The sequence below is a fragment of the Terrabacter sp. MAHUQ-38 genome (assembly GCF_014518425.1).
Classification (GTDB): Bacteria; Actinomycetota; Actinomycetes; order Actinomycetales; family Dermatophilaceae; genus Terrabacter.
In genome coordinates this window covers 289714-313688 of record NZ_JACVCU010000005.1, presented here as the reverse complement: position 1 = coordinate 313688, position 23975 = coordinate 289714, and the positions used below count along the sequence as shown (strand labels likewise).

Annotated in this window: 24 protein-coding genes; 10 read left to right on the top strand and 14 right to left on the bottom strand. The window is 71.1% G+C overall.

Annotated elements, in window-relative coordinates; genetic code table 11:
- The first annotated feature begins 79 nt into the window (after nt 1–79).
- Nucleotides 80–1351 (top strand): APC family permease, encoded by a 1272-nt coding sequence (locus H9I49_RS19495; protein ID WP_188032044.1) that lies wholly within the window; start codon nt 80–82, stop codon nt 1349–1351.
- 25 nt (nt 1352–1376) lie between these two features.
- Here the strand turns inward: H9I49_RS19495 and lhgO are convergent, their stop codons facing one another.
- Together lhgO and H9I49_RS19485 are read right to left on the bottom strand one after the other, a co-directional pair.
- Nucleotides 1377–2576, bottom strand: a complete 1200-nt coding sequence (gene lhgO / locus H9I49_RS19490) for an L-2-hydroxyglutarate oxidase (protein WP_370587668.1) — start codon at nt 2574–2576, stop codon at nt 1377–1379.
- Nucleotides 2573–2971 carry a GNAT family N-acetyltransferase gene (locus tag H9I49_RS19485; protein ID WP_188032043.1) on the bottom strand — a complete coding sequence of 133 codons (399 nt, stop codon included), beginning with the start codon at nt 2969–2971 and terminating at the stop codon, nt 2573–2575. Before H9I49_RS19485 ends, lhgO begins: the two co-directional genes overlap by 4 nt.
- Before the next feature lie 25 nt (nt 2972–2996).
- Here H9I49_RS19485 and H9I49_RS19480 point away from each other — a divergent pair, with 25 nt between their 5' ends.
- The 3 genes from H9I49_RS19480 to H9I49_RS19470 all read left to right on the top strand — a co-directional run bounded on the left by H9I49_RS19480 (nt 2997) and on the right by H9I49_RS19470 (nt 6888).
- Nucleotides 2997–3617 carry an L-threonylcarbamoyladenylate synthase gene (locus tag H9I49_RS19480; RefSeq protein WP_188032042.1) on the top strand — a complete coding sequence of 207 codons (621 nt, stop codon included), beginning with the start codon at nt 2997–2999 and terminating at the stop codon, nt 3615–3617.
- Between the two features lie 61 nt (nt 3618–3678).
- On the top strand, nt 3679–5640 hold the full coding sequence (locus H9I49_RS19475) for an amylosucrase (RefSeq protein ID WP_188032041.1): 1962 nt from the start codon (nt 3679–3681) through the stop codon (nt 5638–5640).
- A 60-nt stretch (nt 5641–5700) separates the two neighbouring features.
- Nucleotides 5701–6888, top strand: coding sequence for a Fic family protein (locus tag H9I49_RS19470; RefSeq protein WP_188032040.1), 1188 nt, complete (start codon nt 5701–5703; stop codon nt 6886–6888).
- Between the two features lie 42 nt (nt 6889–6930).
- On the opposite strand, the gene H9I49_RS19465 is transcribed toward H9I49_RS19470, so the two are convergent.
- From H9I49_RS19465 to H9I49_RS23515, 5 genes are all read right to left on the bottom strand, one after another.
- Nucleotides 6931–8097: a DUF2332 domain-containing protein gene (locus H9I49_RS19465; protein WP_370587667.1), complete on the bottom strand. Its 1167-nt coding sequence runs from the start codon at nt 8095–8097 to the stop codon at nt 6931–6933.
- On the bottom strand, nt 8090–8623 hold the full coding sequence (locus tag H9I49_RS19460; protein WP_188032038.1) for a DUF664 domain-containing protein: 534 nt from the start codon (nt 8621–8623) through the stop codon (nt 8090–8092). The genes H9I49_RS19465 and H9I49_RS19460 overlap by 8 nt, the downstream gene beginning before the upstream one ends.
- A complete protein-coding gene (locus H9I49_RS19455) occupies nt 8620–9822 on the bottom strand; it encodes a methyltransferase domain-containing protein (protein ID WP_188032037.1) in 1203 nt (400 codons plus the stop codon). The genes H9I49_RS19460 and H9I49_RS19455 overlap by 4 nt, the downstream gene beginning before the upstream one ends.
- Nucleotides 9823–9923: 101 nt before the next feature.
- Entirely contained in the window at nt 9924–10454 is a 531-nt protein-coding gene (locus H9I49_RS19450) for a MarR family transcriptional regulator (RefSeq protein ID WP_223128925.1), read from the bottom strand.
- Entirely contained in the window at nt 10379–10639 is a 261-nt protein-coding gene (locus H9I49_RS23515) for a M28 family peptidase (protein ID WP_223128924.1), read from the bottom strand. The genes H9I49_RS19450 and H9I49_RS23515 overlap by 76 nt, the downstream gene beginning before the upstream one ends.
- Before the next feature lie 242 nt (nt 10640–10881).
- On the opposite strand from H9I49_RS23515, the gene H9I49_RS19440 reads away from it, so the two are divergent.
- Complete coding sequence (locus H9I49_RS19440; RefSeq protein ID WP_188032035.1) at nt 10882–12258, top strand: MFS transporter; 1377 nt, start codon at nt 10882–10884, stop codon at nt 12256–12258.
- Between the two features lie 118 nt (nt 12259–12376).
- Nucleotides 12377–12739, top strand: coding sequence for an RNA polymerase-binding protein RbpA (locus H9I49_RS19435; protein ID WP_188032034.1), 363 nt, complete (start codon nt 12377–12379; stop codon nt 12737–12739).
- A 286-nt stretch (nt 12740–13025) separates the two neighbouring features.
- On the opposite strand, the gene H9I49_RS19430 is transcribed toward H9I49_RS19435, so the two are convergent.
- The 7 genes from H9I49_RS19430 to H9I49_RS19400 form a co-directional block, all read right to left on the bottom strand.
- Nucleotides 13026–13553, bottom strand: a complete 528-nt coding sequence (locus H9I49_RS19430; protein ID WP_188032033.1) for an FxsA family protein — start codon at nt 13551–13553, stop codon at nt 13026–13028.
- Nucleotides 13550–14341, bottom strand: coding sequence for a polyprenol monophosphomannose synthase (locus H9I49_RS19425; RefSeq protein ID WP_188032032.1), 792 nt, complete (start codon nt 14339–14341; stop codon nt 13550–13552). Before H9I49_RS19425 ends, H9I49_RS19430 begins: the two co-directional genes overlap by 4 nt.
- Nucleotides 14322–15890, bottom strand: a complete 1569-nt coding sequence (gene lnt / locus H9I49_RS19420) for an apolipoprotein N-acyltransferase (RefSeq protein WP_370587666.1) — start codon at nt 15888–15890, stop codon at nt 14322–14324. The genes H9I49_RS19425 and lnt overlap by 20 nt, the downstream gene beginning before the upstream one ends.
- 89 nt (nt 15891–15979) lie before the next feature.
- Nucleotides 15980–16441: a hotdog domain-containing protein gene (locus tag H9I49_RS19415; protein ID WP_255524105.1), complete on the bottom strand. Its 462-nt coding sequence runs from the start codon at nt 16439–16441 to the stop codon at nt 15980–15982.
- Nucleotides 16438–17205, bottom strand: coding sequence for an OAM dimerization domain-containing protein (locus H9I49_RS19410; RefSeq protein ID WP_188032030.1), 768 nt, complete (start codon nt 17203–17205; stop codon nt 16438–16440). The genes H9I49_RS19415 and H9I49_RS19410 overlap by 4 nt, the downstream gene beginning before the upstream one ends.
- Nucleotides 17202–18815, bottom strand: coding sequence for a lysine 5,6-aminomutase subunit alpha (locus tag H9I49_RS19405; protein ID WP_188032029.1), 1614 nt, complete (start codon nt 18813–18815; stop codon nt 17202–17204). Before H9I49_RS19405 ends, H9I49_RS19410 begins: the two co-directional genes overlap by 4 nt.
- Nucleotides 18812–19939, bottom strand: coding sequence for an L-erythro-3,5-diaminohexanoate dehydrogenase (locus H9I49_RS19400; RefSeq protein ID WP_370587665.1), 1128 nt, complete (start codon nt 19937–19939; stop codon nt 18812–18814). Before H9I49_RS19400 ends, H9I49_RS19405 begins: the two co-directional genes overlap by 4 nt.
- 136 nt (nt 19940–20075) lie before the next feature.
- Here H9I49_RS19400 and H9I49_RS19395 point away from each other — a divergent pair, with 136 nt between their 5' ends.
- The 4 genes from H9I49_RS19395 to H9I49_RS19380 are packed head-to-tail and all read left to right on the top strand — an operon-like array spanning nt 20076 to nt 23969.
- Entirely contained in the window at nt 20076–21518 is a 1443-nt protein-coding gene (locus H9I49_RS19395) for a KamA family radical SAM protein (RefSeq protein ID WP_188032028.1), read from the top strand.
- Between the two features lie 41 nt (nt 21519–21559).
- Nucleotides 21560–22180 carry a TetR/AcrR family transcriptional regulator gene (locus H9I49_RS19390; RefSeq protein ID WP_188032027.1) on the top strand — a complete coding sequence of 207 codons (621 nt, stop codon included), beginning with the start codon at nt 21560–21562 and terminating at the stop codon, nt 22178–22180.
- On the top strand, nt 22180–22677 hold the full coding sequence (gene ybaK / locus H9I49_RS19385) for a Cys-tRNA(Pro) deacylase (protein WP_188032026.1): 498 nt from the start codon (nt 22180–22182) through the stop codon (nt 22675–22677). The genes H9I49_RS19390 and ybaK overlap by 1 nt, the downstream gene beginning before the upstream one ends.
- Nucleotides 22674–23969, top strand: a complete 1296-nt coding sequence (locus H9I49_RS19380) for a multidrug effflux MFS transporter (RefSeq protein ID WP_370587664.1) — start codon at nt 22674–22676, stop codon at nt 23967–23969. The genes ybaK and H9I49_RS19380 overlap by 4 nt, the downstream gene beginning before the upstream one ends.
- Nucleotides 23970–23975 lie beyond the last annotated feature (6 nt).

Here is a 23975-nt window from a genome sequence, read left to right as displayed (position 1 = left end):
GCTCGTCCCGGTGGGTGTGGGTGCCCACCGGGAACCGGCCGGTCGAGCGCCCGGCAGCCGTGACCGGCACACTCGGGTCATGAGCACGCACGGTCGACGACCGTCCCTCGCCCGGCGCCTCACCACGCCCGACGCCGTCATCCTCGGCGTCGGGTCGATGGTGGGCGCCGGGCTCTTCAGCGCCTTCGCGCCGGCGGCCCGCTCCGCCGGCGACTGGCTGCTGGCCGCGCTCGGGGTCGCTGCCGCCGTCGCCTTCTGCAACGCCGCCTCCTCGGCCCAGCTCGCGGCGCAGTACCCGACGTCCGGGGGCACGTACGTCTACGGGCGGGAGCAGCTCGGCCCCTGGTGGGGCTTCGTCGCGGGCTGGGGCTTCGTCATCGGCAAGACCGCCAGCTGTGCTGCCATGGCCCTCGTCGTGGCCGCGTACCTGGTCCCGCAGCCCTGGCAGAAGCCCGTCGGGGTCGCCGCCGTCGTGGCGCTCGCGGCGGTCAACTACCGAGGCATCACGCGTACGGCGCGGCTCACCCGGATCATCGTGGCCTCCGTCCTCGCGGCTCTGGTGGTCGTCCTCGTCGCCGTCTCGGTGCTGGGGCACGAACCCGGTTCCGGGCGGCAGCCGGCGGCGGAGCTGGTGACCGAGGTGGGGGTCGGGGGACTGCTGCAGGGTGCCGCGATCCTCTTCTTCGCGTTCGCCGGCTATGCGCGCATCGCCACCCTCGGCGAGGAGGTCGTCGACCCCGCGCGGACCATCCCGCGCGCGATCCTCGGCGCCTTCGCGATCGTCGTGCCCCTGTATGCCGTCACGGCCGTCGTGCTCGAACGGGCGCTGGGCACGGGAGGCCTGGCCTTCAGCACCGCTCCGGTGCGGGACGCCGCGGCCACCGTGCCCTCTGCCGGCTGGCTGACGGTGCTCGTCGGAGCCGCGGCGGCGACCGCCACCCTCGGTGCGCTCCTGGCCCTCATCGCCGGCGTCGGCCGCACCGTCCTTGCGATGGCCCGCGAAGGCGACCTGCCACGGCCGCTGGCGGCCGTCCACGAGAGGTATGCCGTCCCGCACGTCGCCGAGGCCGTCCTCGCGGTCCTCGTGTGCGTGCTCGTGGTGCTGACCGACCTGCGCGGGGCCATCGGCTTCTCGTCGTTCGGGGTGCTCACCTACTACGCCGTCGCGAACGCATCGGCGCTCACGCAGGACCCTGCTCACCGCCGCTACCCGCGGGTCGTGGCCGTCGTCGGTCTCGCCGGCTGTGTGGTTCTCGCGTTCGCCGTGCCGGCCACGTCGCTCCTGGCCGGGCTCGTGGTCCTGGTCGTGGGGCTGCTGGGGCGCGCGGTCGTGCAGCGCCGACGCGGCTGACCCGGCCGGGTGCCACGCGGACCGCTCACCCGAGGTCGAGCCGGTCCACGACCATGTCGGCTATGGCGAGCGAGGCGGTCGCGGCGGGGGAGGGTGCGTTGCGGATGCAGAGCACGGCGCCGACGCGGCTGAACCGGAAGTCCTCGACGAGCGAGCCGTCAGGGTCCATCGCCTGGGCCCGGACCCCAGCGCCTGCGGGAAGCACGTCCGCAGCCTCGATCGCGGGCACGTAGCGACGGGCGCGTTCGACGAAGGCGTGGCGGCTCAGCGAGCCGACCATCTCGTGCACGCCCGTGCGGAGGTTCACGCGGGCGAACCGCCGGAACCCGCGCGAGGCCGCGAGGGTGAGCAGGGTCGACGGGTCGACGTCTCGCCGCCGGTAGCCCTCCCGAGCGGTCGCGAGGACGGCGTTGGGCCCGAGCAGGACATCGCCGCCCACGCGTCTGGTCAGGTGCACGCCGAGGAACGGGTAGCGGGGGTCGGGCACCGGGTAGACGAGTCCTCGTACGAGGTGGGTCGCCGAGGGCGCGAGGCGGTGGTACTCGCCTCGGAAGGGCACGATGCGCGGGTCCGGTCCGTCACCTGCGAGCACCGCCAGCCGGTCGGCGTGCAGCCCTGCCGCGACGACGACCCGGTCGGCCATGACCTGGCGGCCGTCGCTGCTGCGGACCTCGACGCGGCCCGAGCCCTGGTGGAGCCCGGTCACCTCGAAGCCGGTCAGCACCTCGGCACCACCGTCACGAGCGTCATCGAGCATCGCGGCCGCCACCGCCGCGAAGTCCGTGATGGCGGTCGTGGGCGAGTGCAGCGCCGCCTGCCCGACGACCTGCGGCTCGACCTCGCGCAGGGCGACAGCGTCGAGCCAGCGCAGGCCGGGCACGCCGTTCGCGACCGCACGCGCCTCGATGTCGCGCAACCGCGCCTCCTCGACGCTGTCGAGAGCGACGACGAGCTTGCCCACCTCCTCGTACGGCAGGCCTCGCTCACGGCAGTACGTGCGCAGTCGACGCATGCCCTCGCGGGACAGGGTCGCCTTCGCAGAGCCCGGGGCGTAGTAGAGGCCGGCGTGCACGACGCCGCTGTTGCGCGCCGTCTGGTGCGTTGCGGGGGCAGCCTCCTTCTCGACGACCGTCACGTCCGGGCGCGGCTCGCGGAGCGTCAGGTTCCGAGCGACGGCCGACCCCACGATGCCGCCGCCCACGACGACGACATGCGGCCGGGTCACCCCGCTGCGGCAGCCGCGCGCTCGGCCGCCCGGTCGGCTGCGTCGACGTCGGCGCGCGTCGGCGCCAGGACGTGGGCGGCATACGGCTCGGGGTGGCGGCGCAGGTAGACCTTGATGTACGGGCACAGCGCGACGATCCCGCGGCCGACCGCGACGGTCTCGTCGAGCGCGACCGACGCGAGCCGCGCGGCGAGGCCCCGGCCCTCGTACTCGGGGCGGACCTCGGTGTGGAAGAAGACGACCCGGTCGCGTCCGTGGCCGTCGCCCGATGAATCGCCTTGGACGAGTGCGTAGTTCGCTACGCCGATGACCCGCTTGCCGTCACGCAGCTCGAAGCGGCCACGCTCCGGGTTGTCGGCGACCTCGATCTGGACCTCGCCCGTCTGCTCCGTCATGGGGCCAGCATGACAGGGTGAGTGCATGGCGAAGTACTTCGACGTCCACCCGGTGGACCCGCAGCCCAGGGCGATCGGGCAGGCGGCCGAGATCCTGCGAACGGGTGGGCTCATCGCCTACCCGACCGACTCGTGTTTCGCACTCGGCTGCTCGCTCGACAACCCCGAGGGCAAGGAGCGGATCCTGCGCATCCGGCAGCTCGACGACAAGCACCACTTCACCCTCGTCTGCTCGGACTTCGCACAGCTCGGCCAGTTCGTCCACCTCGACAACTCGGTGTTCCGCGCCATCAAGGCGGCGACCCCCGGGCCCTACACGTTCATCCTCCCCGCGACGAAGGAGGTGCCGCGGCGGCTGCTCCACGCGAAGAAGAAGACTGTCGGCGTGCGCATCCCGGAGCACCCCGTCGTCCGCGAGCTGCTCCGCGAGATGGGCGAGCCGATCCTGTCGAGCACGTTGCTGCTGCCCGACGACGACGGACCGATGACCGAGGGCTGGGAGATCAAGGACCGCCTCGACCACGTCGTCGACGCCGTCATCGACTCGGGGGAGTGTGGCCTCGAGCCGACGACGGTCGTCGACTGGTCCGAGGGCTACCCGGAGGTCGTCCGCGTCGGCGCCGGCGACCCGAGGCCGTTCGAGTGAGCCGTCACCTGACCGCGCCGTGCCCCTGTCGCGGGGACGCCCGTTGCTGTTCAATCGGCCCATGAGCCAAGGCGCCCATGACGTCCGACCGACGACGGAGTCGGTGCACTCGCTGCTCGCCGGCCTCGAGCCCGCCGACCGCGAGACGCTCGAGCTGAGGCTGGAGCGATGGTCCGACGACCTCGTCGCGGCGCTCATGGTGCTCTACCCCGAGCGGGACGTCTCGGCCCTGGCGCTGCGGCTCGTGGAGTGTGCGGTCGCCGCGTACCGTGAGCGCGCACCCGAGCTGCGCCGCCTCGACCAGCAGCGGCTGCTGCGGCCGGACTGGCTCCAGCAGCCTGACATGTTCGGCTACGCCTGCTACACCGAGCGCTTCGGGGACGATCTCGACCGGATGCGCTCACGCATCGGCTACCTCCGCGAGCTCGGGGTCACCTACCTGCACCTCATGCCGCTGCTCGAGCCGCGCGAGGGCGACAACGACGGCGGGTACGCCGTGCAGGACTACCGCACCGTCAGGGCGGATCTCGGCGACGTCGACGACCTGCGTCGGCTCGCGAGAGACCTGCGTGGACAGGGGATCTCGCTCGTCCTGGACCTCGTGCTCAACCACGTCGCGCGCGAGCACGAGTGGGCCCGGCGGGCACGGGCAGGGGAGACGCACTACCGCGACTACTTCCACGTCTACCCAGACCGGGTTATGCCCGACGCCTACGAGCGCACCCTCCCGGAGGTGTTCCCCGACTTCGCGCCTGGGAACTTCACGTGGGACGACCAGCTCGGGGGCTGGGCGTGGACGACCTTCAACGAGTGGCAGTGGGACGTCAACTGGGCCAATCCCGACGTGCTCGTCGAGTACGCCGACATCGTCCTCTACCTCGCGAACCTCGGTGTGGAGGTGCTCCGCCTCGATGCGATCGCGTTCACGTGGAAGCGGCTGGGCACGAACTGCCAGAACCAGCCAGAGGTGCACGCGGTGACGCAGGCGCTGCGCACTGTGGCGCGCATCGCGTGCCCCGCACTGGCGTTCAAGGCCGAAGCGATCGTCGGGCCTCGGGACCTGGTGCAGTACCTCGGGCAGGGACAGCACGCCGGCCGGGTCAGCGACATCGCGTACCACAACAGCCTCATGGTCCAGGTGTGGTCGATGCTCGCGACGGGCAGCACCGGCCTGGCCAAGCGGGCCTTCTCGGCGCTGCCGCCGACCCCTCAGAGCGGCACGTGGATCTGCTACGTGCGCTGCCACGACGACATCGGGTGGGCCATCGACGACGGCGACGCCGCCTCCGCCGGCCTCGACGGCTACGCGCACCGGCGCTTCCTGTCGAACTGGTACGCCGGAGAGCACCCGGGGTCGTGGGCGCACGGGCTCGTCTTCCAGCACAACCCGGCAACAGGCGACAAGCGCATCAGCGGCACCGCGGCGTCCTTGACCGGCCTCGCCGATGCCGAGGTGCGGCGCGACGAGGACGCCATCGGCCAGGGTCTCGCCCGGCTCTTCCTCGCGCACGCCGTCGTGGCCGGCTGGGGCGGCATCCCGGTCATCTGGAGCGGTGACGAGCTCGGCATGGCGAACGACCCCTTCTGGGCGTTGGAGCCGGGCCACGAGGACGACAACCGATGGGCGCACCGCGAACGCCTCGACTGGGACCGCGCCTCCCACCGCGACGACCTCGACACGACCGAGGGCAAGGTCTTCCAGGGCTTGCGCCACCTCGCGTCGGTCCGCGCGGGGCTGCCGCAGCTGCACGCGTCGGCCCAGACACGGCTGCTCCTCGACACCGATGACGGCGTGCTCGCCGTCGTCCGCACCCATGCGAGCGGGTCGATGGTGTGTGTCTACAACGTCACCTCCGCCTGGCAGACCATCCCGGTGCGCCACTTCGCCGACGCCGGCATCACCCACCCCTACGACGCCCTCGGCGGCTTCCCCGTCTTCGGGGGCGCCGACGGGCTCGCCGCCCTGAGCCCGTATGCCGCGTGGTGGCTCATCGAGGCACCGGTGGACGTCGTCCACGCCTGACCTCACCACGACTGCGCCTTGATAAAGGTTATGCGATAACCTTAACCAAGGAGGTGGCTCATGGTGACGACCTGGCCGGCGCTCGGGGCTCGGACGGTCCCGTGGCAGCCGATCGAAGGGCTCCTCGACCTGTCCCGGCGTGCCCTGCGCTCGACCCCGGCGAGCTTCGATGCCGCCGTGGTCCCGGAGATAGCACCCGTCGAGCTCGTGCTGCCGGGGGACCTCGCGGCCGACCTCGACGAGGCCACGCGCATGCTGGCGGCCTTCGACGCCGGGGGAGCGGGGGAGATCGCCCCGTTCGCGTCCGTGCTGCTGCGGTCCGAGAGCGCCGCCAGCTCACAGATCGAGAACCTCACGTCCTCGGCGCGGGCCCTCGCCGAGGCAGAGATCGGCGAGGGCAACCGGGCCAACGCCGCCGTCATCCTCGGCAACGTGCGGACGATGCAGGCTGCGCTCGAGCTCGCCGGTCGCCTCGATGAGGACGCCGTGCTGGCCATGCACCGGGCACTCATGGCGCACCAGTCCCGGCACCCGGCGGGGCAGTGGCGCGACCAGCAGGTCTGGGTCGGCGGGTCCCCGTTGCACCCCGGCGAGGCGCAGTACGTGCCCCCGCTCGCGGTCGACGTGCCCGGGCTGATGGCCGATCTCGTGAGGTTCATGGACCGCGACGACCTCCCGCCCCTGGCGCACGCCGCGCTGGCGCACGCGCAGTTCGAGACGATCCACCCCTTCACCGACGGCAACGGCCGCACGGGGCGCGCCCTGCTCCACTCGGTCCTGCTTCACACCGGCGCCATCCGCAGGGTCACGGTGCCGATCTCCGCCGGCCTGCTCGCGATCCGCGACGACTACTTCGATGCCCTCACGGCATATCGCGGGGGAGACGTGGAACCGATCCTGAGGTGCGTCGCCGAGGCCGCGCGCAACGGCACCCACATCGGCGAGCGGCTCGTCGGCACGCTGCGCGAGGTCCGCGCCGACTGGGCCGTGCAGCTGACGGCCCGGGCCGGGTCGGCCTCGTGGGCGATGCTCGACCTGCTGCTCCGCCAGCCCGTCGTCACGGCTCGAGTCGTCGTGCGCGAGCTCGGCGTGTCCGCCCCGACCGCCCAGTCGGCGCTCCAGAGGCTCGTCGACGACGGCATCCTGTTCGAGTCGACGGGTCACCGCCGCAACCGGGTCTACCGCGCCCCGGCGGTGCTGCGGGCGCTCGACGGGTACGCGGCTGGCCTGGGGCGTCGCATGCGGTGACGAATTTCTTTGTTGCACAATCGAATTCGCCGGTAATCGACATTATGATGTTCGGTTGTCGACCGCCCTGAGACTGAGGTCGACCCACTGCCCGTGCGGGTTGCAGGTCCCGAGCACCACGGGCTCCAGCTCGCGTCCGCCCCGCCACCGGCGCAGTCCCACGACGGTGCCCCCGCCGTCCTCCCGCAGGTCATGGGCGGAGATGCCGGGCGCACATGCGGGAGGCTCGGCGGTGAGCCAGGACAGGGCCGAGAGATCGCGGGCGAGCGTGCTCAACCGTGTCTCGAGCGCCAGCCGCCGGGGGGCAGCGACGTAGGTGATGGCCCACGAGCTCATCACGACCACGTGAGCGTCGGTTCCAGCGGCGTCCCGTGCCCGCCACACGGCGCGGTCGATGTCGTCGACCATGTCACCGGCAAGCACGACCGGCGGGTCAGGTCGGAGGAGGGCTCGCGCTGCACGGAACCGTTCGACGCGGCCTCGGACGTCGGGCCAAAGACAGGCTTCCAGCCAGCGGACCGCATCGTCGTCGTTCAGGTCGACGGGACTCAGGTCCAGTCCGACCCGGGCCACGACCGGTGGCAGAACGGGTCCGACGGCGAGCTGCGCACCGACCTCGGCGCGGTCGACGCCCGAGCACCGCACCGGAGATGCGGGATCGCCGAGCGTCACCGTGCGGTCGGCGCCCACGAGGTCGACGGTGTACCGGTCGATCCCGAGCAGGAGCCCCGCGCTGGCGCCGAGCTCCACGAGCGCGATCGGCGTGCCTGCGAGATCCGCCGCTGCGGCCGCGAGGCCGACGGAGACGTACACGGCCCGGTTGACCTCGTTGGTCTGCGTGGCGCTCGTCGCGATCCGCTCGACGAGCTCGTCGCGGTGCTCGAGCACCGTCCGCCGGACGTCGGGCCACGGGTCGCCCTGCGGGACTGAATCCTGGCCCACGACGCTCGGATACCAGCGCGCCGCAGGAGTGTCCGCCCTGCGGAGCACGAGCTCGTGGAGGGCCGCCAACCACAGCACCGGCCGTGCCTGGCCGGGCCGTGCGGCGAGCAGGAGCGAGGCGGTCTCGGCATCGCCCGCGAGGTTGCGGCACAGGGCCGAGTAGAGCGGCAGGGCGGCATACTCCGCGGCGAACTCGGCGAAGCGGCGCTGGATCCGGGCCAGGCGGTCAGCCCGCTCCTGGCCGCGGCGGCCCGCGTCGTCAGGCACCGGTGACGCCGTCGACCCGTTCGCGCACGAGGTCGGCATGACCGTTCTGGCGGGCGTACTCACCGATGAGGTGGAGGTAGACGAAACGCAGCGAGAAGGGGTCACCGCCCGCCTGGAAGACGTCGTCCAGGTCGCGCCCGGCGACCGCGCGATCGCACTCGCGCCACTCGGCGAGGAGGGCCTCGTAGTCCTCGCGAGCGGTCGAAGCATCGACGTCGTCGAAGTCGAGGTCCTTCCCGCCGCCGAAGCCGTGGAGCGGTTCGACGTCCTCGGCTGCCACCCGCTGGCGCAGCCAGATCCGCTCGACCTTGCGCAGGTGGCGCAGCAGCCCGAGGAGGCTGAGCACCGAGGGCGACACGGAGCGTTCGGCGAGCTGCACGGCCGTGAGTCCGGAGCACTTTGCGAGCAGGGTGGACCGGTGCCACGCCAGCAGGTCGGGCAGCATCTCGGCCTCGGGCGCGACGAGCGAGCCGCCAGGACGCTCGACATCGGGGGCGATCCACACCGGCGGGGCCTCGGGGGTCATGCGCGTCGTGCTCCTGTCGTGGGTCGGTTTGTCGCAGAACTGGTTTCGCGCTCCAGGAGCACGATGACCTCATGGTGCGTCGTCTGGGGGAACATGTCGAAGAGGCGTGCCTGGCGGGCCGTGAACGACGGCAGCAGTGCGAGGTCCCGGGCGAGACTGTCGACATTGCAGCTCGAGTACACCAGGTGGGCCGCCCCGCACACCTCGATCCAGGCAGCCAGGTCGGGCCCGATCCCGCGCCGCGGAGGGTTGACGACGACCATCGACCGGGGTCCACGCAGCAGGTCGGGGTCGAGAGCCTCGACGTCGGTGGCGTCGCCCACCCGGAACTCGACGTCGCGCAGGTCGCGGCGCCGACGGGCAGCCGTCAACCGGGCGCTTTCCACGGCCTCAGGGGACACCTCGACACCGAGCACCCGACGCACCGGCGCGCCGGGCGCGGCTGCACAGTGCAGGGCGAATCCGCCCACGCCGCAGTAGAGGTCGAGCACCGCCGATGGCGCGACCTCTTGGGTCCAGTCACCGGCCTGTCGGTAGAGACCCGCGGCCACGGCGGTGTTGGTCTGGAAGAAGCTGTTGGGCCGCAGCTCGAGGGTGATGCCGTTGACGGGCATCGGCAGGGAGCCCTGCTCGGTCAGGACGATCTCCGTCGCACCCTCGAGGACGGCCTTGTGCTCCGGCTGGAGGTTCACCGAGAGGACCCGGACCTCCGGCAGGCGCGCGAGCAAGGCCGCCAGCCGCGACTCGAGGAGCGCGAGGTGGCGTCGCGACCGCAGCACGAGCCGCAGCATGACCTCGCCGGTAGGGGAGAGGGTCAGGATCAGGTGCTTGAGCTCACCGCGTCGTGCCGAGACGTCGTAGGGCTCGAGCCCGATCTCGTCGACGACGTCGGCCAGCCGTGGAATGAGGTGCTGGAGCGGTTCCTCGTGCAGACCACAGGCACGCAGGTCGACGCCGTTCGCGTCCGCGTCGAGGATGCCGACGGTGACGGCACCCGTACGGCCGCCGACGACGAGCTTGGCCTTGTTGCGGAAGGCCGACTCGGGACTGGCGAAGGGCTCGAGCCAGTGGACGTGCGGGGCGACGGGGCCCAGCACCTGCTGACAGCGCTCCTGCTTGTCGGCGAGCTGGACGGCATACGGCACTCCCATGAGGGCGCACGAGCGGCACCGTCGCGCATCGAAGTAGTCGCACCGCATCGCGCCAAGGCTACGGCTCCGCGCGCGTGTCTAGGACCACCGGTAGACCTGCGGAGGAGCGGTCCCTCCACGACAGAATGACATAATGTCGATTATCGGCGTTATGGGGTTGTTCCTGGACGCTCCATGGATCCGGTCTCGAGGACATCGAGCCACGCCCGCAGCAGCTGCTCCAACGACGTGCGCTGCGGCGGTGACAGGCCCACCAGCAGCGACTCGTCTCCCGCCATGACGTCGGCGAAGATCTCGTCGAGCCGCGTCAGGCCCTCGGGCGTCAGCTGCACGTGCACCGTCCTGCGGTCCGGCTCCTCACGGACCCGTTCGACGAGACCGAGCTTCTCCATCGCCTGCACGCGCTGCGTCGTCGCCCCGGGTGTCACACGACAGCGCCTCGAGAGCTCACCGGCCGTGAGGCGGTACGGCGCACCGCTGCGGCGCAGCGTCCCGAGGACGTCCAGATGGCTCTGCTCGAGACCGTGGGCGGCGAGCACGTGCGCTCGGTTGTCCATGACGATGGCTCCGAGTCGCCAGACGGGCGTGATGATCCCGATGGAGCTCACGTCGACGTCAGGACGCTCGCGGCGCCACGCTGCGATGATCCGCCCCACCTGGTCCCCCGCTCCTGCGTCCACCTCAATAGTTTAGCGCTAAATCGCACCCTCGTGGGGGCGAGGATGACAGTGCGGTTGGGCGAGGCGATCATGTCGAAGTTCTGGCAGCTCTTGGTCGCCGTGCGCCACGCGCTCGTCAGCTGCCCGACGTAGTACTTCGAGCCGAGCAGCCCGAGCTCCTCGGCACCCCAGAAGCCGAACCGCACATGGTTTCGCGCCTTCTCGCCGGGCGATGCGCCTTGTGAAGACTTGGCTCCGGCTGGCGAACTCCTGACGCGAGACGGACTGTCCACTGAGTGGACGTATGCCGTCCGCCGACCCGCGCCATGGAGCCCCCTCCCCCGCTCCCCTACCCTCCCCAGCGACGGGTCCGGCCGGTTCACTTCGCCCGCGGCGTGTTCGGGCCCAGCCGGGCCCGGTCCGCCCGCCCGTATGGGACAGTCGGCGCATGTCGCACGTCGTCGTCAACGCCGCCCGTCCGGAGACGCGGGAGCAGCGGGCCTGGTACTGGTACGACTGGGCCAACTCGGCCTACGTCACGACCACCGCCACGGTGCTCATGAGCCCGTACCTGACGTCCGTCGCGGAGGCGGCAGCCTGCCCGGGCCTGGCGGACGGCCAGGACTGCACGACGAACCTGTCGGTGCTCGGGATCCCGGTCGCGCCCGGGTCACTGTGGTTCTTCACCGTGACCTTCACGACGATCCTGTCGGCCGTCGTCCTCATCTTCATCGGCGCCATCGCCGACCGCAGCCCGCGCCCGACGCGACTGTTCGCCGGATTCGCGTGGGCCGGCGCGCTCGCCGCCAGCCTCATGTTCTTCGTCGCAGGCACCAACTGGCAGCTCGGAGCGGCACTCGTCGTCGTGGCCGGCATCTGCCTGGGCTCCTCGCTCGTCATCTACGACTCGATCCTGTGCCGCATCGCCAACGAGAACGAGCGCGACCGCGTGTCGTCCAAGGGCTGGGCGTTCGGCTATCTCGGCGGCGGCATCCTGCTCGCCCTCAACTTCGCCCTCGACTTCTTCCACGAGGACCTCGGCCTCGACCGAGCCACCTCGACCCGCATCAGCATCCTGTCGGCGGGCCTCTGGTGGGCCGGCTTCACGCTCATCCCGTACCTCGGCCTGCGCCACCTCACCGGCACCGTGGAGACGCCGGTGGCGCGCTCGGCGGGCGTCGTCGGGGGCAGTATGGCGCAGCTGCGCAGCACCTTCAGGGACCTCGCGAACTACCCGCAGACCAAGCTCTTCCTGCTCGCGTACCTCTTCTTCAACGACGGCATCCAGACCGTCATCGGCAGCTCCAGCGTCTACGGGTCCAAGGAGCTCGGCTTCTCGGAGACGACGGTCCTCGGCGTCTTCCTCTTCGTGCAGTTCGTCGCGTTCTTCGGCGCCCGCCTCTTCGGTCGGGTCGCAGGCTCCATCGGAGCGTGGCGGACCGTCCTCTACGGAATCGGGCTGTGGACGGTCGTCGTCGTCTTCGCCTTCCTCGTGCCGTCGAAGTCGTTCGTCATCTTCATGGCCCTGGGCCTGCTCATCGGCATCGTCCTCGGCGGCACCCAGGCCCTGTCGCGCTCGCTCTACAGCCAGCTGATCCCCAAGGGTCGCGAGGCGGAGTACTTCAGCCTCTACCAGGCGATGGAGCGCGGCACGAGCTGGTTCGGCACGCTCATCTTCGGCCTCGTCTACCAGTTCACCCTCAGCTACCGCTGGGCGATCATCGCGCTCATCGTCTTCTTCGCGGTCGGGGGCGTGCTGCTCTCCCGCGTCCGCATGCGTGAAGGCATCGAACAGGCCGGCAACCCGGTGCCCGCCGTCATCTGAGAAACGCCTACAATTCGCCGCCACCCAGGGAACAAGTCAACCGATTCGGTCGTTCAAGCGTCTGTGAGGGTAAGACACCATTGGGTGTCACAGTGGCAGGAGTCTTGGAGGGGTCCACATGGCCGATCGAGCACTACGCGGTTCCAACCTCGGCACGAGGAGCATGGAGTCCGACGAGAACGTCGTCCCGAGTGAGCGTCAGCTCACCGTCTACGTCTGCCCAGAAGGTCACCGCACCGAGCTCCCGTTCTCCATCGAGGCGGACGTGCCGGCGACGTGGGAGTGCCGCTGCGGCCTCGACGCCAAGCTCCAGGGCGGTGGCCCCGAGCCCGAGGCGAAGCCGGTCAAGCACCAGCGCACGCACTGGGACATGCTGCTGGAGCGCCGCTCCATCCCCGAGCTCGAGGAGCTTCTCGAGGAGCGCCTGACGCTGCTGCGCGAGTCCCGCGGCGAGAAGCCCCGGCGTCGCAAGACCGCCTGACCCGCGCACCACAGACTGCAGCATCGAGAAGCCCGTCCCGTTCGTGGGGGCGGGCTTCTCGCCGTCCGGTGGGCTTCTGAGCCCGACCGTTCTCCTTCGTGGGGGCGGGCTTCTCGCCGTCCGGTGGGCTTCTGAGCCCGACCGTTCTCCTTCGTGGGGGCGGGCTTCTCGCCGTCCGGTGGGCTTCTGAGCCCGACCGTTCTCCTTCGTGGGGGCGGGCTAGTCGCCATCCAGCGCGCTTCAGGCCACGCGCGTATGCCGCCCCGCTTCGGGGCGAACGGTCCGCTCAGTCCTCGTCGATGATCTCGCCCTCGACGACCTCGTCGCTCGAGGTCGACCGGCGTGGCCCCTGAGGCGGCTGTTGCTCCCAGCCCGGCTGGCCGGTCACGGCGGGACCCGTGAAACGGCCCGTCTGCGCGACGAGCCGCCGCGAGATGACGGCCGCGAGCATGCTGCGCGCAACCGGACGGGTGAAGGGCAGCACGAGCAGCAGGCCGAGGACGTCGGTGACGAAGCCGGGTGCGACGAGCAGCGCACCGCCCACGAGCACGACGACGCCGTCGGCGATCTCGCGGGCTGGCATGCGCCCGCTCCGAACGGCCTGCTCGAGCGCGCGCCAGGCCTTGCCTCCCTCTCGGCGGATGAGCCACACACCGAGCAGCGACGTCGCGACGAGGAGCAGGAAGGTCGGCCAGCCGCCGATGGCCTGACCGACCCCGACGAGCACGAGGATCTCGACGACGGGCAGCAGGAGCAGCGCGGCAGCCGCCAGCCGAGTCGGGCGAAGCCGGCGCGGGCGAGGGGTGGAGCTCACGACCGCTCCCCGACGGGCTGGCGGTCACGGACGCGACCCGCGAGAGATCGCAGCTGGCCGACCCGGTGCTCCAGCCCCCAACGGGTGACGCTCGTCAGCGCCTCACGGACGATGTCACGGCCCATCTTGGACACGCCCACCTCGCGCTCCACGAAGGTGATGGGCACCTCGACGACCGTGAGGCCGGCACGCACGGCACGCAGCGTCAGGTCGATCTGGAAGCAGTAACCCTGCGACTCGACACCCTGAAGGCCCATCGTCCGCAGCGCGCTCGCGCGATAGACGCGGTAACCGGCCGTCGCATCGTTGACCGGCATCCCGAGGAGCACCTTGGTGTAGACGTTCGCACCCACGGAGAGCACCTTGCGACGGGCCGGCCAGTTGCGCACCTCGCCGCCGCGCACCCAGCGCGCACCGATCACGACGTCGGCCTGGCCGAGAGCCGCGAGGAGCGACGCAAGCTGCTCGGGCAGGTGCGACCCGTCGGCGTCCATCTCCACGACGGCGTCGTAGCCCTCGTCGAGGGCGCGCGCGAAGCCGGCGAGGTAGGCCTTCCCGAGGCCCTCCTTGACCCTGCGGTGCACGACCCGCACCTGCGGGTCGGAGGCCGCCAGGTCGTCGGCGATCTGCCCGGTGCCGTCAGGCGAGCTGTCGTCGAGCACGAAGACGTCGGCGCCGGGCACGTTCGAACGCACCCGAGCGATGATCCCGGGCAGGTTGTCCCGCTCGTTGTACGTCGGGATGAGCACGGCCACCCGGGTGACCGGCTCACGCTGCGTCGTCGTCATCCTCGTCCTTCGTCTTGTGCCGCGCCGGGTCGTGCGCCGTCCGCAGCAGCGTTCGGCGACCGCCCCGGATGCCCAGGGCGAGCATCACCAGCAGTCCTGCGGCGGCTGCCCATTCAGGGGCCTCACCGACGCGGGTGGCCAGCGTCGTGGCGTCCCGCAATGGTAGGGCCCCTCGGACCACCGCCTGTGTGAACAACGACGTCACCTGGTGTGCGGTTCCGTCAGGCGTGATGAGGGCGCTCTCGCCCACGGTCGACACGTGCACGACGGAGCGACCGAACTCCATGGCGCGCAGCCGGCTGATCGCGAGCTGCTGCGGGGACTCGGCGGTGAAGCCGAAGGTCGCGTTGTTGGTCTGGACGACGAGCACGTTCGCGCCGGCCTCGACGGCGTCGCGCATGATGTCGTCGTAGGCCACCTCGAAGCAGATCGCGAGCCCAGCCCGGATCTGGGTCCCGCCGGGCGTCGACACGTCGAACACGCCGGGGGCGGGGCCGGCCACGAAGTCCCGCCGGACGAGGTCGACCTCCTTGCTGAAGATCCGCCAGAACGACCGGTTCGGGATGTACTCCCCGAACGGCACGGGGTGGCGCTTCACGTAGCGGTCGGTGTTGCCCTTGCCCGGCTCGAAGAGCAGCGCGACGTTGGACAGGAAGCCGACGGGCTCCTCGAGCAGGCCGCCGACGATGAGCGGCCGCTTGATGGTCTCGACCGTCTGGAGGATGAGCGCCTTGGCGTCGGCGTTGCGCAGGGGGTCGATGTCTGAGGCGTTCTCGGGCCAGACGACCAGGTCGGGCGGCGGCACCCGCCCGGCGTCGACGTCCTTCTCGGCCGCGAGGGTCGCGGCCACGTGGTTGTCGAGGACGGCCCGGCGCTCGGCGTTGAAGTCCAGACCCGGCCGAGGGACGTTTCCCTGCACGCCGAGGAACTGGGCGGGCTGCCCGTCCGTCGGCAGCGGTACGGCCAGGCCCGCGAAGCCCAGCACGAGCGCTGGCGCCACGGATGACGCCACCCGGCGTGCCGGCATTCGGGGGCGACCGAGCGCCGCCTGGACCGCGAGCGCGAGCAGCCCGCCCGCGAGGGCGATGACGAAGCCGATGAAGGGGGCGCCGCCCAGTGCGACGAGCCGGCCGAACGGCGAGTCCGCCTGTCCGAACGCCAGCTTGAGCCACGGGAAGCCGCCGTAGGGCGCACGTGCCCGGAGTCCTTCCGTGACGACCCAGACCAGGGCGAACGCGAGCGGGCGGACGCGCCCCGCACGTCCCAGCCACCCCACGAGCGCGCCGGCAAGGCCGACGAAGAGCGACTCGAGGGTCGCCAGCGCGATCCACGGGAGCGACCCGACGTAGATGCCCGACCAGCTGAGCATGGGCACGAAGAACACGAGACCACCGGCCAGGCCGAGCAGGAAGCCGCGGCGCGCACCCGCCCCCGTCCACGCCCACGCCCACAGCGCGAGCGCGAACGGGGCGGCGACCCACACGTCGAAGGTGGGGAAGGCGAAGCAGAGCAGCCCTCCGCCGAGGAGGGACACGAGGAGACGCCGCACGTGGTTCACCGTATGCCGACCCCCGGCGGCCTCCGCCCCCCGGGGTACCCCCGAGCCCGGGTAGGCCGGTGCGCGTCTGCGTCTACCCCTCAGGGGACGACGACGACGCCGCGGGCGGTCGTGGCCACGATCGGCGGGTCGAGCATCTCGGCCGCGGACGCGCCGCGCTCCTGGTTTCCGCGGCCGACGACGCGTACCTCGAAGTCCATCTCGCGCGAGCGGGTGCCGACGCGGATGATCTCGGCGGAGATCTCGATGACGTCGCCGGCGGTGATGCGGGACCGGAACTGGACGTCGCTGTACGAGGCGAAGAGGCCCTCGTCGCCGTCGGTGACGATGCACATCTCGGTGGCGACGTCGCCGAACGCGGCCAGGGAGTAGGCGCCGTCGACGAGGTTGCCGGCGTAGTGCGCGTGGCCGTACGGGACGTAGCGGCGGTGCGTGATGCGCAGGCCCACCTTCGCCTTCGTGCGGGTGGCGGGCGTCGTCGAGGCGGTTGCCGGGGTGGTGGGAGCGGTGGGCTCGGGGGCCCCGGTGCTGGCGTCGGTCATGACTTCTTTCCCTTCCGGAGACCGATCTCGTGGACGAGATAGCTCGCGACCTCTCCAGGCGTCGTGCCGCGGCCGAAGATCCGGTCGACCCCGAGGGCCTTCTCGGAACCGTCCTCGAAGCGGGGGCCGCCGGCGATGAGCACCGGCACCTGGCCGGCCGGGTACGCCTCCCGGAACGCTGCGGACATCTGCGTCGTGTTGTGGATGTGGGCGTCCTTCTGGGTGACGACCTGGCTGACGAGGACGGCGTCGGCCTTCTCGGCGCGGGCCCGTGCGACGAGGTCGGGCACCAGCACCTGGGCGCCGAGGTTCACGACCTTGATCTCGCGGTAGTACTCGAGGCCCTTCTCGCCGGCGAAGCCCTTGATGTTGAGGATCGCGTCGATACCGACCGTGTGCGCATCGGTGCCGATGCAGGCGCCGACGACGACGAGCTTGCGGCGCAGCTGCTTCCGGATCGCCAGGTTCGCGTCCTTGGCGCTGAGCAGCGGGTACTCGCGCTCGACGACGTGCACGTCGTCGAGGTTGACGAGGTGGGTCGAGCTGCCGTAGACGACGACGAAGGTGAAGTCCGGGCCCATGGCCTTGGCGTGGACGAGCAGCGCCGGGTCGAGGCCCATCTTGCGTGCCAGCTGCAGCGCCGCACCCTCGGCCAGCTTGTCGTGCGGGAGGGGCAGCGTGAACGACATCTGCACCATGCCGTCGCCGGTCGTGTCGCCGTAGGGCCGGACGATGTTGCCCCGTGGAGCCGTGCCGCTGGTCATCGCTTCGCCCCCCGCGCCGGTGGCGTCCACGCGTCCAGGGCTGTGGTTGCCGGGTTGTCGTAGTCGTCGGCGCGCCGGAAGACGCCGTCGAGCCCCTTGCCGCCCGTCGGGGGACGCTTCATGAGGCCGAACGTGCCGTCCGCGATCGCTGCGAGCAACGGCGCGTCGCCGGCGGCGTCGGTGTCGGTGACGATGCGGTCGAGCAGGTCGACCGCCTCGGAGAGCACCTGGCGGGCCCGGGTCTGGATGAAGCCGTCGCGCGGCGGGTGGAAGTCCTCGGTGAGCCCGCTCGCCGCGTTCATGACGTAGCGGACGTTCTGCAGGGCGAGGTCACGGTCGGACAGGAACGGGGTCACGACGGCCTCGGTCATCATGCCGACCAGGAGGATGCCCTGTCCGGTCATCGCCCCGACGAGGTTGAAGAACCCGTCCAGCAGGTAGCCGCGGAAGACGTCGCCGGTCATGTGCTTCGTCGGCGGCATCCACTTGAGCGGTGCGTCCGGGAAGAGCCGGCGGGCGAGCATCGCGTGGGCGAGCTCCATCCGGAAGCTGTCGCGGATCTCCGGGTTGATCTCGAACGCGTGCCCGAGACCGAGCTGCCAGTCCTCGAGACCGGCCTCCTTGGCGAACCGCTCGTTGAGCAGCTGGCTCACCGTGACCGTGTGGGCAGCCTCGACCGCGTCGGCGGTCGTGAGGTAGTTGTCCTCACCGGTGTTGATGATGATGCCGGCGCGGGCGTGGACCTGGCGCGAGAAGCGCTGGTCGACGAAGGTGCGGATCGGGTTGATGTCGCGGAAGAGGATGCCGTACATCGAGTCGTTGAGCATCATGTCGAGACGCTCCATGCCGGCGAGGGCGGCGATCTCGGGCATGCAGAGTCCGGACGCGTAGTTCGTCAGGCGCACGTAGCGACCGAGCTCCTTGCTCACGTCGTCGAGGGCCGCGCGCATCAGGCGGAAGTTCTCCTGGGTGGCATACGTCCCGGCGAAACCCTCCCGGGTCGCGCCCTCGGGCACGTAGTCGAGGAGCGACTGACCGGTCGAGCGGATGACCGCGATGATGTCGGCGCCCTCGCGCGCGGCGGCCTGGGCCTGGGGGATGTCCTCGTAGATGTCGCCGGTCGCGACGATGAGGTAGATCCACGGCGTGGTCTTCGGGTCGCCGTGACGCTTCACGAGCCGGTCGCGGGTGGCGCGCGAGCGGTCGATGGTGCGCAGCCCGGACCCTACGCCCTTCGCCGCGGCGCGCCGGGCGGCCGCGCCCTCACGCCCCGTCGGCAGCCGGAACGAGACGTTGCCGCTGGCCGCCTTCTGCGCGAGCGTCGTGAGGTCGGGTGCCTCGCCGCGCAGGAGCGCGTCGTAGACCGGCGTCGTCACGCCGTGCTCGAGGCCGACCTCGTCGCGGACGGCGTTCACGAGGTGGTTGACCCACGGCACGCGTTCGTGGTCGGCACCGGACAGACCTGCGAGACGCAGGGTCGCGCGCTCCACGGAGACGGTCGTGTGGCTCCGTGCGATCTCGACGACGGGCGCCGCGGCCTTCCGGGCCAGGGACCGGGCACGCCGCACGACCGCGGGGTCGAGCTCGAGCATGGGGGTCTGCCGCGTCATGCGTCCGATCCTGCCGTCTCGGCGGCCAGACGGCCCTCGAAGAGCGCCCGCACGGCGGGCACCTCGCGCACGAGGCGGAGCGCGGTCTCGGCGTGGCCCGGGACGTAGCCGTTGCCGACGAGCATCCGCACGTCGGCCGCAAGGCCCTCGGCGCCGAGGGCGGCTGCTGCGAAGTTCGTCGCCATGCTGAAGAAGATGATGGTGCCCCCCTGCGCGGTGGCGAGGATGGCGGGCTGTTCGCAGCCGGGCACGTCGACGCAGACGACGGTGATGTCGGCGGGGCCACCGGCCGACTCGACCGCGGCGGCCAGCCCGAGCGGTGAGCGGGCGTCGGCGAGCACCACCGCGTCCGCGAGGCCACTCGCGTCGAGGACCTCGCGCTCACGCTCCACCGGCACGACGCCGATCGTGCGAGCAGCACCCGCGGCGCGCGCCGCGGCGAGGGAGAGCGAGCCGGACTTCCCGGCCCCACCGAGGACGGCGACCGTCGGCGCGAGGCCGCGGGCGGCATACTCCCCGACGACCCGCTCGACGAGCGCGGGCGCGCCGCAGACGTCCATGACCATGAGCGCGAGGTGCGGGTCGAGGTCGTGGGGCAGCGTCGCGGCGATGCTGCGACCGAAGAGGATGGCGTGGCCTGCGGCGGGCACCTGCTCGGAGAGGCCGTCCCAGCGCTCGAGCCCGTCGGTGATCGCGAGGGGCGTCAGCGACAGCGAGACGAGGGTCGCAACACGGTCGCCCACGCGGAGGCCGAGGGGGCTGCCCGGTCCGACCTCCTCGACGGTGCCGATGAGCATCCCGCCCGAACCGGTGACGGGGTTCTGCATCTTGCCTCGCGTCGCGATGATGTCACGGACCTCGGCACGAACCGCTCCCCCGTCGACCCGCCCGCCGACGCTGTGCTTCTCGGCGAGCTGGCGGTAGGACGCCGCGTCGAGGTTGAGGGTCTCGACCGCGATCCGCACCTCGTCGTCCCACAGCTCGGGCCGGGCGTCGAGGCGGCGCGCGGCCTGCGGGAGCGTGATGGCAGCGCCGGCGGGCTCGAGGACGCGGTGGAGGCCGACAGGCGACGACACGCGGGCCGTGGCCACCGGATCCGGGGCGGCCGACATCGGGTCTGACACGTTCACAAATCCTTCTGTCTGTACGGACGGAGGCCGAAGATCTTGCGTCAGCATAGGACCACTAGAGGCACATCTTCGCCAATCCGGGGGCCGGACATGTTGGAGAGACGCCACCCGTGCCATTACTGTTGCCGGCATGAGCAAGGTTGAGCAGCCCTACGCCTACCGCCGGCGCGAGCTCGTCGAGCCCGACTGGACACGGTTCCCGGGATGGGCGGACGTCACCCAGGCCGACTGGGACAGCGCGCAGTGGCAGCGGGTCAACTGTGTCAGGAACATCAAGCAGTTGCGAACCCTCCTCGGCGACCTGCTCGACGACCGCTTCTACGACGACCTCGCCAAGGATCAGGCCGAGCGCGCGACGATGTCGATGCTCGTCCCGCCGCAGATGCTCAACACCATGGTCCCGTCGACCGACAGCCCCATGCCGTCGGCCGGCCACGACTTCACCGACGCGTTCTACGCCGACCCCATCCGCCGCTACATGCTGCCGGTGTTCTCCGACCGCCGCACCGACTGGCCGTCGCACCCGCACGCCTCGCGCGACTCGCTCCACGAGCACGACATGTGGGTCGCAGAAGGCCTCACGCACCGCTACCCGACCAAGGTGCTCGCCGAGCTGCTGCCGACGTGCCCGCAGTACTGCGGCCACTGCACGCGCATGGACCTCGTCGGCAACTCGACGCCCCAGGTCGCCAAGCTGAAGTTCGACCTCAAGCCCGTCGACCGCTACGCCGCGATGCTCGACTACCTGCGTTCCTCGCCCGTCGTGCGCGACGTCGTGGTCTCGGGTGGCGACGTCGCCAACATGCCGTGGAAGAACCTCGAGGTGTTCATCGACCAGCTCCTCGACATCGAGAACATCCGCGACATCCGCCTCGCGACCAAGGCGCTCATGGGCCTGCCCCAGCACTGGTTCGCCGAGGACGTCGTCGAGGGCGTGGGCCGGGTGTCGGCCAAGGCACGCGCACGTGGCGTCTCTCTCGCGATCCACACCCACGTCAACAACGCGCAGTCGATGACGCCCTCGGTCGCACGCGCCTCGAAGGCGATGCTCGACGCGGGCGTGCGTGACGTCCGCAACCAGGGTGTCCTGATGCGGGGCGTCAACGACACGACCGCGCAGCTGCTCGACCTGTGCTTCGCCCTCGCCGACGGTGCACAGATCACGCCGTACTACTTCTACATGTGCGACATGATCCCGTTCTCCGAGCACTGGCGACTCTCGCTCGCCGAGGCCCAGCGCCTCCAGCACTCGATGATGGGGTACCTCCCCGGCTTCTCGACGCCACGCATCGTCTGCGACGTGCCGTTCGTCGGCAAGCGCTGGGTGCACCAGGTGGAGGAGTACGACACCGAGCGCGGGATCTCCTACTGGCGAAAGAACTACCGCACCTCGATCGAGGGCGACGACACCGAGGCGCTGTCGCGCGAGTACGTCTACTACGACCCGATCTACACCCTGCCCGAGTCGGGCCAGCGGTGGTGGCACGAGTCGGTCGACCACGAGTCGGTCCTCGCCGAGGCGACCGAGCAGGCGGCGACCAGCCGCGCCGCCGCCGAATCGCAGCTCGTCTGAGGCACGAGGGCATCGGGCAGGGGCGCACGTAGACTGCGGCGGTGACCTCCCGCGCCCCCGGCACCCGCGTCCGCATGCCCCGTGCCGAACGTGAGGCGCAGATGCTGGCCGTGGCCGAGCAGGTCTTCTCGAGCCGGGGCATCCAGGCGGCGACGATGGACGAGATCGCCGAGCTCGTGGGCGTGACCAAGCCCCTCATCTACGACTACTTCGGGTCGAAGGAGGGTCTGCTCGCCGCCACGATCGAACGGGCCCGCGGTCAGCTCCTCGCGGCCCTCATCGAGTCATGGGTCGCCCAGCCGGCGGCTCCGGCGCGCGACCGAGTGCGCGACGTCGTCCACGCGTTCTTCTCGTTCATCGACGAGCATGCGCAGGCGTTCGCGCTCCTGCGCACGGAGGGCGCCCTCATCGGTGAGGCGTCGGCGTCCGTCGAGCGCATCCGCCAGCAGACGGCGAAGGCGTTCGCCGAGGCGCTGCGCACCCTGCCGGCCTTCGCCGTGCTCGAGCCGCACCGGGTCACGGTCATGGCCGAGATCCTCATCGGCGGGTGCGAACGGCTCGCGGTGTGGCGAAGCGCCCACCCGGGCACGACCGCCGACGAGGCGACCGACCTCGTCATCACGACGATCTGGGACGGGCTCGCGTCCGTCGCGAACGCCTGATGGGCAGCCGGCGCCAGGCCGACGGCCCCTCCACGCCTGCCACCGTGGCACTCGACCGCGCCGGTGTCGCCTACACGCGACACCCCTACGCGCACGACCCGTCGAGCGGCAGCTACGGCCTGGAGGCCGCCGCTGCCCTGGGCGTCGACTCGGCGCAGGTCTTCAAGACCCTCCTCGTCGACACCGGCAAGGGACTCGCGGTCGGGGTCGTGCCCGTTGACGGACAGCTCGACCTCAAGGCGGTCGCAGCGGCGCTCGGCACCAAGAGTGTGACGATGGCCGACCCCGCGGCAGCTGAGCGCAGCACCGGCTTCGTCGTCGGAGGCATCTCCCCCGTCGGGCAGAAGCGCGCTCTCCCAACGGTTCTCGACGACACTGCATACGGCTTCGACACCGTCTACGTCTCAGGTGGGCGGCGTGGCTTCGACATCGGGCTCTCCCCCGGCGACCTCGCGGCCGTCACCCGAGCGGTGCGCGCCCGGATCGGGCGTGCGTGACCCTCACCCGAGACGTCCCCACCGCGGCAGGGTCACGGCTGTCGCGGCTGCGCCTCGTCCTCATCCTCGCCGCCCTGACGATGGTGGGGCCGTTCACCATCGACGCGATCTTTCCGGCGTTCGACGTCATGACCCGCGAGCTCGAGGTCGACAAGGTCACGATGCAACAGACGCTGAGTGTCTACCTCGCCGCCTTCGCCGTCGCGAGCCTCTTCCACGGGTCGCTGTCCGACGCGCTCGGTCGGCGCCGGGTCATCGTGACCGGGTGCCTGCTGTACGCCGTGGCCAGCGCTCTCTGCGCGCTGGCGCCGAGCATGCCGCTCCTTCTCGGTGCGCGGGCGGCTCAGGGCCTCGTCGCGGGCGCCGGCATGATCGTCGGACGTACCGTCGTGCGGGACCTCTTCGACGGCGCACGGGCGCAGCGCTTCATGAGCCACATCTCGATGATCTTCGCGGTGGCGCCGGCTCTCGCTCCCATCGTCGGCGGGTGGATCCTCGGCTGGGGGTCATGGCGCACGATCTTCTGGGTCCTGGCGGGCTACGGCGTGGTCCTCGTGACGATCGCCCTGACCTCGCTGCCCGAGACCCATCCAGCGAGCGCACGTGTCCCGTTCCGGCCACGTCCGCTGCTCGCGTCCTTCATGTCGGCCGCCGGCGACGGCGGCGTCCTGCGGCTCAGCGCAGCCATCGCGCTGAACTTCGGCGCGCTCTTCCTCTACGTGGCCTCGGCCCCGGCGATCGTCGTCGGCCATCTTGGGCTCGGTGAACGCGACTTCGGTGTGCTCTTCATCCCCCTCGTCGCGACGATGATGCTCGGGTCCTTCCTCACGGGCCGTCTCGCGGGTCGGGTCCGGCAGGGAGCATTCGTCCTCGCCGGCATGGTCGTGGCCCTGGCGGGTGGTGTCTTCGCCGTCGTCTACCAGGCGGTCGTCGACGTCCCCGGCGTGCTCTGGACGGTGCTGCCCGTGGCCACCGCATCCTTCGGCGTCTCGCTCGTGTTCCCGATCCTCACGATCGCAGTGCTCGACTCGAGGCCGCGCCATCGAGGCGCCGTCTCGTCGTTCCAGGCGTTCCTCAGCACCTGCGTCAACGCCGTCGTGGCCGGCGCCGTGTCGCCGCTGGTGAGCGGGTCGCTCACGACGCTCGCGGTCGTCGCCGACTGCATGACACTGACTGCTCTCGCCCTGTGGTGGTGGCACCGCACGCGGGTGCTCGCGCGCTCCGGGGCCGCGCGGGACGACGACGTCGTCGACGTCGCGGGCCCGGCGGTCGAGCCGACCGACCAGCTCTGATGACGT

Coding starts and splice junctions, on each gene's coding strand:
- H9I49_RS19410 (WP_188032030.1), bottom strand. CDS start 17,205: ATGACCAGCGGCACGGCTCCACGGGGCAACATCGTCCGGCCCTACGGC.
- H9I49_RS19425 (WP_188032032.1), bottom strand. CDS start 14,341: ATGACGACGACGCAGCGTGAGCCGGTCACCCGGGTGGCCGTGCTCATC.
- H9I49_RS19495 (WP_188032044.1), top strand. CDS start 80: ATGAGCACGCACGGTCGACGACCGTCCCTCGCCCGGCGCCTCACCACG.
- ybaK (WP_188032026.1), top strand. CDS start 22,180: ATGGGCAGCCGGCGCCAGGCCGACGGCCCCTCCACGCCTGCCACCGTG.
- H9I49_RS19435 (WP_188032034.1), top strand. CDS start 12,377: ATGGCCGATCGAGCACTACGCGGTTCCAACCTCGGCACGAGGAGCATG.
- H9I49_RS19460 (WP_188032038.1), bottom strand. CDS start 8,623: ATGACCCCCGAGGCCCCGCCGGTGTGGATCGCCCCCGATGTCGAGCGT.
- H9I49_RS19415 (WP_255524105.1), bottom strand. CDS start 16,441: ATGACCGACGCCAGCACCGGGGCCCCCGAGCCCACCGCTCCCACCACC.
- H9I49_RS19395 (WP_188032028.1), top strand. CDS start 20,076: ATGAGCAAGGTTGAGCAGCCCTACGCCTACCGCCGGCGCGAGCTCGTC.
- H9I49_RS19455 (WP_188032037.1), bottom strand. CDS start 9,822: ATGCGGTGCGACTACTTCGATGCGCGACGGTGCCGCTCGTGCGCCCTC.
- H9I49_RS19405 (WP_188032029.1), bottom strand. CDS start 18,815: ATGACGCGGCAGACCCCCATGCTCGAGCTCGACCCCGCGGTCGTGCGG.
- H9I49_RS19470 (WP_188032040.1), top strand. CDS start 5,701: ATGGTGACGACCTGGCCGGCGCTCGGGGCTCGGACGGTCCCGTGGCAG.
- H9I49_RS19485 (WP_188032043.1), bottom strand. CDS start 2,971: ATGACGGAGCAGACGGGCGAGGTCCAGATCGAGGTCGCCGACAACCCG.
- H9I49_RS19480 (WP_188032042.1), top strand. CDS start 2,997: ATGGCGAAGTACTTCGACGTCCACCCGGTGGACCCGCAGCCCAGGGCG.
- H9I49_RS19440 (WP_188032035.1), top strand. CDS start 10,882: ATGTCGCACGTCGTCGTCAACGCCGCCCGTCCGGAGACGCGGGAGCAG.
- H9I49_RS19475 (WP_188032041.1), top strand. CDS start 3,679: ATGAGCCAAGGCGCCCATGACGTCCGACCGACGACGGAGTCGGTGCAC.